Below are 8,229 nucleotides of genomic sequence, written 5' to 3'. Positions count from 1 at the left end.
GTGGAACGGTGCTTCAACCGGCTCAAACAGTGGCGCGGCATCGCGACCAGGTACGACAAGACCGCCCAGTCCTACCAAGCAGCCGTCACCCTCGCGTCGCTCCTGATGTGGGCGTGACACTTTGACGACAACTCCTAGCCCGGCAGCCCGCCGCCGCACCTGGCCGGGGCTTCCCAGGAAGCAGCGCGGGCCGACACCCCCTAACGCCCGTGCCCGGGATCGACCCCTGACGTCCGGTTCGCCTCGACCGCCGAAAAGCCGGTCGCACGATCTCCCTGGTGGGGAGGCGCCGCTGCGCTGCCTCCCCACCAGTTTCAACACACACTCAAGGACTTAAGTGATCTCCACCCTGATGCGACGCGCCCGGGGCGCACTCGCAGTAACCATCGCCACCGGAGCCCTGCTCACGGCCACGGCTCCAGCGCATGCGACGCCGGCCCCGACGCTCACCGCGGCCGGAGCGATCGTGATCGACGGCACCAACGGTGCCACCCTCATGGCCAAGGACGCCGACACCAAGCGCCCCATGGCCAGCACCACCAAAATCATGACCGCCATGGTCGTTGCCACCCTGCCGGGCCTCAATCTCGACCAAAAGGTCACCGTCAAGCAGGAGTACCTCGACTACGTCTACCTCAAGGGCGCGAGCTCCGCCCAGCTCAAGGCGGGGGCCACCCCGACGGTCCGTCAGCTGCTCTACGGAACGATGCTGCCGTCGGGCAGCGACGCCTCGTACGCCCTCGCGGACACGTTCGGTACGGGCTCGACCACGGCGGCCCGCACCGCGGACTTCATCGCGAAGATGAACACCAAGGCCAAGGACCTCGGCATGGCCAACACCGTCTTCGACTCCTTCGACGGCATCTCGCCGACCGGCAACAACCTCGCCAGCCCGCGGGACCTCGCGAAGCTCACCCAACACGCCATGACCAACACACTGTTCCAGACCCTGGTGAAGACCACCACATACAGCACCGGCGGCACCTCGACGCTCGCCACTTGGAGCAACACCAACCTCCTGATCCAGCCCCGCCCCACCGGCTACGCGTACCCGGGTGCCATGGGCATCAAGACCGGCACCACCACCCCTGCCGGCAAATGCCTCGTCTTCTCCGTCACCCGCAACGGCAAGACCATCATCGGGGTCCTGCTCAACGACGAAGAGCGTTACATGGACTCCATGGCCCTCTCCGACTGGGCCCTCGGGCCGGCCGCCGGATCCAAGACCGCCCTCCAGCGCAGCAACACCGAACCAATCCCCGACATCCTCGACTGACATCAGGCACGTCCCTGATAATGATTCCCCCTGGCCGAGGTTCGTTCCGCCAGCCCGGCCGGGGGCAATGCGGTGTGACACCCTCCGGTGCAGGTGTCCCGAAGACGGAGAATCCGCCTACCGGATATTGTGTGCTGCTCCGCTCTGCCACGCGTCGTCCTCGTTTCCGTCCAGCGCCCGGGCTTCGTCGACCTCGCCACCACCGCCGCGCCAAACACGGCCGAACCCGACGCCCTCTTCATCGTCGGCACCGCGTGCGCGGTCATCATGAGCTTCTTCCAGCTATTCAAGGAGAATTCCACCTGCCAGACGATCGGCAAGAAGGTACTCGGCGTCAGCCTGCGCCGCGAGACTGACGGCAGGATCTGCGGCTGCGGGCCGGCCTACGTCCGCAAGCCGGCCCGCAGCCTCGACAGGCTCCCCTGCCAGTTCGGCCGGCTCTGGCCACTGTGGGATCCCAGGAAGCGCGCCGTATATAGCGCCGTGCCCGCGCCGGTGCTCGGGCGCGAGCGCCAGGTCCACCAGGGTCCTCGCCGGCCCGTCGGTGCACAGTACCGCGTCGGTGAGCTCGAACAGCGGCACCTGCCGTCTCAGCCGCAACGGCTGGTCGGCAACCGTCGGCGCGCGGTAGGTGTGGCGTCGAGACGGCTTCGCGACGTTGCCGCAGCCGCCTACTGGTGGGCGACCTCTCACGAGCGGCCGCTCCGGTAGCGGCCGCGGGGTGCTCGGTCTCCTCTGACCTCGTGAAGCCCGAGCTCGGCGGACGCGATGCCATCCATCGCTCCGGCCCCTTCACTCACCTCCCAGACATGGTCCTGGAGAGGACGCCCGGCGGGGTCGCCCGGACGCCGTCGGCGATACCTCAGAAGGCCGTACCTCGTCGCGACGTGTTGGATGACCAGCTGGGCCCAGCGGGCCGCTGCCTCCCGCCCGCCGATCTTCGTCACAAGCGCTACGTGGTCGAGCACGTCACCGGGCCGGATCCGCCCGGCCTTCAACAGCTCGATCAGCTGCCACACCAAGGCATCGCCCAGCGATGAGGGGCTCGCCGGGCCGTCCAGCGGAACCAGCTCGGCCGGAGAGAGCTCGACAACTCCCGATGAGCGAGGAGACGGGATCACAGCGCGCGCTCGTACGCCGGGCTCGACAACGCCCCACCGAAGCGCAGTGCTTGCCGATTCCGCGCTGAGGTTTTTGACGTAGTGCCTGGTCACTTGGGTGCAGATCGGGATGACGCTTTAGATTTGCGCTGCTTCCTCTGGGGAGCGCGCTGCGCGATCCGGTGTTCTCGCCCGCGTGTCCTGTTGTCCTGTGGGGATGACACGCTAGGTCCCGTGTGGGGAGAGGGGTGGCAAGGGTTCGTCGGGGTTGGCAGGGCGGCCTTCGGACAGCCAGAAGAGGTAGTGGCGGAGGTCCTGCGCGAGGCCTCCGTCGATGTAGGTGACGTATTCCCGGGCCCCGTCTGCTGCGTCGCGTTCTTCCTCCCGCTTCGAGATCGACCAGGTGCGGTCCAGGGTCGCGGCCCACTCCCGTACCCGGCCGTGCTCCCTCCACCAGTCGCGGACGAGCTGCGGGGTCCAGTGGTCGTCACCGTCGCAGGCGTAGCCGGCCATCGGGTCCTGTGCGACCGCGCCCAGCAGCGCCAGCGTCTGCGCCGTGTCGCGGGGTTGCCGATAGATGAACTCGGCGCCCCATTCGTCGTCGTAGAGCACGTGCGCGGGGGCGATCAGTCGGCCCGTCCAGCAGTTGTCGGTCCCGGCCCCGTAGAACGGTCCCGGCACGTTGCGCCAGTCGTGTTCCGCCCAGCGCTCGGGGCGGACGTTCCACCAGTTGCCGCGGTACTCCGGGGCGGGCAGCCACGTGCCGCCGCCGGGGGCGGGCAGCGGCCCGTTCTCTGCGGCCCGAACAGACGGTAGTGGGTCCCAGTAGCTCATGGTCGGCATCCTGTCAGGTGGCCAAACAGGCTCCGAAGTCGCGTGCGGAGACCCTCTACGAACCGCGGGCGGGGCTGGACTGTGCAGGTTGGTTGAGTACTGCGCAGGTTCACTGATCCACGACAGCCGCTGTCGCCGGTGAGTGAATCTGTGCAGTCGTCACGCTTCTGACCTTGGGTTGTGCAGGTTGGTTGATTGGGATGGTGGCTGGGTGGCTCACTGAGTCTGCGCAGAGTCGGGATATGGAACGCGGCTGACCTGTGGGTTTCCCTGCTTGGGTTCTGGCTGCGCAGGTTGGTTGGGTACTGCGCAGTTCCACTGGTTGTTGGTATGTGACTGAGGAGCTGTCCGGCCGGTCATGGACCGGTGGCGACGTGGCTGTTGCTTGAGGTGTCTGTGGCGACGGTGTGAAGTTGATTGCCCGAGTTTCGTTGGCGCGTGACCATCACCAGATGAAGGAAGTTGGGGGTCTGACGCTGGTGCGGGTTGTGCAGACGTGTTCGGCCTATCCGTCCCAGTGGGATGCCTGGGCGGCGGAGGGCCAGTACTTGTACCTCCGGTACCGGAACGGTGAAGGCTGCGTCGAGCGGCATCGTGGCCCTGACATCGACACACCGGACTCCTGGAATGACGGGCTCTCGGAACTCATTGTCGAATGGGACGACGGCACCGGCAGCGGAGTCATCAGCCTTGAAGGTTTCCTCGCTGCCTCTGGCTTGGCGTTGGCTCCAGGCGCATCGGTGAGCTGATGTACCACTGGCTCGACGCCCCCGAGTGGTTCATTACCCTCATTGCCCGTTTCCTGGACGGGAACCCGTCGGCCTCAGGGTCCGGCGGCGCGGGCCGGTGTGTCCGTCCGGCCCGGCACTGTCCGGCCGGAAGCCGGCCGGATAGCTTGGGTCCGCGATCATCATCAAGGCCGGTTTCCGGCTTTCTCTCAGGGGGTATGCCGCATGGCGTTCCGCAAGTTCCTCAGTGCGCTGGGGGTCAACGCACCCGAGGTCGAGACCGTGCTCGACGAGCACCAGGTCCAGCCCGGTCAGGAGCTGTCCGGCACGGTCACCGTCCGGGGCGGCGCCGTGGACGTGGAGATCGAGCGCTTCCAGGCCGAGTTGGTGGTCCGCTTCGAGAACCACGGGGCCGAGGCCCGCTACCTGCACGTGATGGAGACCCGGGAGTTCGGTGCGCCCTTCACGTTGGCCGCCGGGGAAGTCCGCACCCACGCGTTCGCCTTCCAGCTGCCGCTGGGCATGCCGCTCACCCACTCCGACGGGGAGCGGCTCAAGGGCGCGTACAGCGCGGTCCGTACCGAGCTCGCGATCGACAACGCCGTGGACCGCGGGGACCTCGACGAGGTCGAGGTGCACGCTCTGCCCTCGCAGGCGGCCGTGCTGCGGGCCTACCAGGCGCTCGGCTTCAAGCACGTGGACACCGAGGTCAAGCCGGGCCGGGCCATGAACTCCCGACAGGAGGTGGACTGGTGGCAGGAGTACGAGCTCGCCTTCCCCCCTGGCTACCGGCCCGCGATGCTGGAGATGATGATCGTCACCCTGCCCGAGTTCATCGACGTGTGCGCGGGGGGCTGGGCTCCCCGGCTCACCCTGACCCACGAGGAGGCCGCGGCCGACCAGGCGGCGCTCAACGCCCGGCTGGAGGCGCACATGAAGAAGCAGTACGGGGCGTGAGGCCGGCCCGGGGACGGCACACGCGGCCGGCGCCACCTTTTACGGGATCACCCTGGGAGTCCGCCTCCCTCGCCACCGCCTTCGCCCACCGGTAGTCGCCCTTCACGCTGGGGGAGCGCTGGATCTGCGGGGCGATCACCAGCTGGCGGGGGATCTTGTACCCCGCCAGCCGGGTGCGGCAGTGCATCTACACCAAGGTCCCCGGCGCCGTGTCGCGTCGACCGGTGCAGTCGTGCGGTGAGGCTGCAGGGCCTCTACGACAGGGCGCCTTGGGGTCCGGAATTACTGGACGTCGATGGTGACGGACCACCGCTGGACCGAGGGGGGACACGGGGACCCGGTGGCCGGCACGCATCGGGCGCTGGCGGCGATGATGCTCTCGCCCTCTTCCGTGGCGCTGAAGACCGCGGTGGCGTCGCCGTTCGGGGCCTGGGCGCCCTGGGTGCGGCGCAGGACGCCGGGGTCGCCGGCCACTGGCACGCTCCAGGCCCATGTGAGGCCCTGGGCGGGGCCGCCGGTCAGCCGGACCCTGATGTCGTCGCCGGCCGCCACGGTGAAGGTACGGCCGTTGTCGGCATTGGTCAGGGTGACGGTGCGCAGGATGCTGGTGTGGCTGGTGTGGCTGGTGTGCGACGCGGTGGGCGCGGCGAGGGAGGTAGCTGCCGTGGTCGCGGTCAGCGCCAGGCCGAGGATCAGCGGAACGGTCATGTACCTAGCGGTCTTCAAGGGGAACTCCCGGCATAGATGAAGGCATGGGTGCCCGTCCTACTTGCCTGGGGCGCCGGACCGAGTCGCCTGCCCTCCCAGTTCACCCTGCTGTGAAGGACTGGGAATGCGGATGGTCCAGTAGTCCTACTGGACAGCCCCTGACCCGTCAGACAAGTCCGATGCTGCTGTGTCTGGAAGAGTTGCTGTTCCTGTCGGACCCTGAAGTCGTGGTGATGTCAGCGGAGGACGATGGCGAGGCGATCTGGATCGGAATCGCCCGCAAGTCGGCTGGTGCTGAGTGTCCGGGCTGTGGAAGGTGGTCGAGCCGGCTTCATGGGTCCTACCTGCGGTTTCCTGCTGATCTGCCCAGCGCGGGGAGGCGTGTGGTGCTGCGCCTGCAGGTCCGCCGGTTCATCTGCGCGGACACCTCCTGTGGACGGCAGACCTTCGTTGAGTAGATCCCGGGGCTGACCCGCCGTCACGCTCAGCGGACTGACCGGCTGCGTTCGGCCTTGGCCGAGGTGGGTCTTGCATTGGCCGGCCGCGCTGGAGCCCGTCTTGCGGACGTCTTCGGAGTCTCCGTCAGCCGCAGTACGGTGCTTCGGCTGGTCGATGCGATGCCTGACCCTCAGCCATCGGCCCCCCGCGGGTGGTGGGTATCGACGAGTACGCGATGTGCAAGGGCCGTGTCTACGGGACCGTGCTGGTCAATGTCGAAACCGGCAGACCAGTGGATCTGCTGCCGGACCGTGAGGCAGCCACTGTCGCCGCCTGGCCTTCTGGGTGTCCTGAGGTTGAGGTGGTCTGTCGCGACCGTGCCCCCTTCTTCGCCGAAGGCGCCAGTACTGGGGCTCCCACCGCGGTGCAGGTCGCAGACCGTTTCCACCTCTGGCGCAACCTCGGCGAAGCCACCGAGCGATGCGTATCGCGCCATCGGACCTGTCTGCGAGTGTCATTCACGGTTCCCGGCTCCGAGAGCGTCACCCGCATCACCGGCTCCCGAAGCTGGCACGTCCCCATGGCCGACTGGACACCGCTTCGCCGATCGAACTCGCGAGAAGCACGCCATCGTGCACGAAATGCTTGGCGAAGGGCACAGCCGACGGGCGGTCGCTCGCGAACTCCGGATGACCTACCGAACCGTTCAGCGCCTGGCCGGCGCGGCAAGCCCGGAAGACCTCTTCCAAGGCCAGTGGCAGAACCGCAGGACGAAGCTCGACGACTTCAAGCCGTACCTGCACGAGCGGTGGGCCGAGGGCTGCACGAACGCCTGGACCCTCTGGAAGGAGATCCAGAGCCACGGATACGCAGGTGGATACGGTGCCGTCCGTGCCTACCTTCGTCCCTTCCGAGACACCGTGCCGGAGGGTCGGCCGCCGTCGCCCAGGACCGTGGCCGGGTGGATCCTGACCCACCCGGACGCCCTTGCGGAGAAGGACCGGCTGAAGCTGAAGTCCGTACTAGGCCACTGCCCCGAGCTGGACGCCCTCGCCGGCCACGTCCGTTCCTTCGGGCAGATGCTCACCCGGCGCCAAGGAGAACGGCTCCCCGAGTGGATTGCGGCGGTCCGAGCCGATGACCTGCCCAGCATGCACACCTTCATTAACGGCCTCGAACGTGACCTCGCAGCCGTCACAGCCGGCCTGACCTTGCCCTGGAGCTCAGGCGTCGTGGAAGGCCACGTCAACCGCATCACAATGATCAAGCGACAGATGTACGGACGCGCTGGCTTCAAGCTCCTGCGCAAGCGGGTGCTGCTCGCCTCGTGACCTCGTTGTCGGTGGCCAGTGCGACGATTCCCAGACGGCCATGCAAGGAGAGATATGGGCACCTGGGATACCGGCCCCTTCGACAACGACACCGCCGCCGACTTCGGCGGTGACCTGGACGAGGCAACGCGGGGAGAACGTGAACCCATGATCCGCAGCGTGCTCGTACGCGCCGCCAACCCCCCTGACTTCCTGGGTATCTACGACGGCGAGCGGGCAGTGGCCGCAGCTGCCCTGGTCGTCGCCCAGCATCCTGACGGCGAGCCGGCGTGCTGGAACTATGGCCCATCAGAGCCAGTGCCGGAGTTGCCCGCAGACCTTCGAATGCTCGCCGTCGATGCCCTGGACCAAGTGGTCTCCGACCGGTCTGAACTCGCCGAGCTGTGGGCCGAAGCTGCGAACTGGTCGAAGTGGCGTCAGGAGATCACCCGCCTCCACGACGTCCTTGACCCTCCGATCCCGCCACAAGAGGAAGCCCTCTTCGAGATCTAATCGGTTACCCAAAGTCACAGACCACAGAACTTGAGCCAGAACCAAATCTCAGCGACATTTTCAGAGCGCCCTGCCATCAACCGCTCTTGGAAGCCGCCGACAAACGCTCTCTGGTCTCACCTACGCAGCCAGCATCTCGCCCGCGGCGCGCGTACCGCTTCGGAGCGGGTCTCTTCCTCGACGGCGCCGAGCAGCACCATGACCGGAATTCGGGGCGGGCGGCGTTCGTGCCGGTGCGCAGCGTTCGCACGGCCGGCCTCAGGTGTTCCGGCTAGGCAGTGTCTTCAAAGGGGCTTTAGCCAGAGGAACAGGGATGCGATGGTGACGGCTGCCTGGTAGGACTCGCGGGTTTTGTCGTAGCGAGT

The 8,229-nt window shown here is 67.3% G+C and carries 8 protein-coding genes and 3 pseudogenes; 9 read left to right on the top strand and 2 right to left on the bottom strand.

Annotated elements, in window-relative coordinates; all coding sequences use genetic code 11:
• From ABZZ17_RS39535 to ABZZ17_RS39525, 3 genes and pseudogenes are all read left to right on the top strand, one after another.
• Positions 1-117, top strand: a pseudogene (locus ABZZ17_RS39535) (IS5/IS1182 family transposase); the annotation flags it as partial.
• Between the two features lie 220 nt (positions 118-337).
• Positions 338-1,276, top strand: coding sequence for a D-alanyl-D-alanine carboxypeptidase (locus tag ABZZ17_RS39530; protein WP_356884153.1), 939 nt, complete (start codon positions 338-340; stop codon positions 1,274-1,276).
• A gap of 87 nt (positions 1,277-1,363) precedes the next feature.
• A pseudogene (locus tag ABZZ17_RS39525) lies at positions 1,364-1,690 on the top strand (hypothetical protein); the annotation flags it as partial.
• Positions 1,691-2,601: 911 nt separating this feature from the next.
• Here ABZZ17_RS39525 and ABZZ17_RS39520 read toward each other — a convergent pair.
• A complete protein-coding gene (locus tag ABZZ17_RS39520) occupies positions 2,602-3,210 on the bottom strand; it encodes a ferredoxin (RefSeq protein WP_356884151.1) in 609 nt (202 codons plus the stop codon).
• A gap of 407 nt (positions 3,211-3,617) precedes the next feature.
• Here ABZZ17_RS39520 and ABZZ17_RS39515 point away from each other — a divergent pair, with 407 nt between their 5' ends.
• Together ABZZ17_RS39515 and ABZZ17_RS39510 are read left to right on the top strand one after the other, a co-directional pair.
• Positions 3,618-3,959, top strand: coding sequence for a hypothetical protein (locus ABZZ17_RS39515; protein WP_356884149.1), 342 nt, complete (start codon positions 3,618-3,620; stop codon positions 3,957-3,959).
• 204 nt (positions 3,960-4,163) lie between these two features.
• Entirely contained in the window at positions 4,164-4,895 is a 732-nt protein-coding gene (locus ABZZ17_RS39510) for a sporulation protein (RefSeq protein ID WP_356884147.1), read from the top strand.
• A gap of 282 nt (positions 4,896-5,177) precedes the next feature.
• Here ABZZ17_RS39510 and ABZZ17_RS39505 read toward each other — a convergent pair whose 3' ends face one another.
• The gene (locus ABZZ17_RS39505; protein WP_356884145.1) at positions 5,178-5,621 is read right to left on the bottom strand and encodes a hypothetical protein; all 444 of its coding nucleotides are present in this window, start codon (positions 5,619-5,621) and stop codon (positions 5,178-5,180) included.
• Between the two features lie 161 nt (positions 5,622-5,782).
• Between ABZZ17_RS39505 and ABZZ17_RS39500 the strand changes: the two genes are divergently transcribed.
• From ABZZ17_RS39500 to ABZZ17_RS39485, 4 genes and pseudogenes are all read left to right on the top strand, one after another.
• Entirely contained in the window at positions 5,783-6,061 is a 279-nt protein-coding gene (locus tag ABZZ17_RS39500; protein WP_356884143.1) for a transposase family protein, read from the top strand.
• 215 nt (positions 6,062-6,276) lie between these two features.
• A pseudogene (locus ABZZ17_RS39495) lies at positions 6,277-6,489 on the top strand (transposase); the annotation flags it as partial.
• A 193-nt stretch (positions 6,490-6,682) separates the two neighbouring features.
• A complete protein-coding gene (locus tag ABZZ17_RS39490; protein ID WP_356884141.1) occupies positions 6,683-7,372 on the top strand; it encodes a transposase in 690 nt (229 codons plus the stop codon).
• A gap of 54 nt (positions 7,373-7,426) precedes the next feature.
• Positions 7,427-7,864, top strand: coding sequence for a DUF4259 domain-containing protein (locus ABZZ17_RS39485; protein ID WP_356884139.1), 438 nt, complete (start codon positions 7,427-7,429; stop codon positions 7,862-7,864).
• The last annotated feature ends 365 nt before the right edge of the window (positions 7,865-8,229 follow it).

This window comes from Streptomyces sp. NPDC006512 (assembly GCF_040611935.1).
Taxonomy (GTDB): domain Bacteria; phylum Actinomycetota; class Actinomycetes; order Streptomycetales; family Streptomycetaceae; genus Streptomyces.
This window is presented reverse-complemented; position numbering and strand designations above follow the sequence as displayed.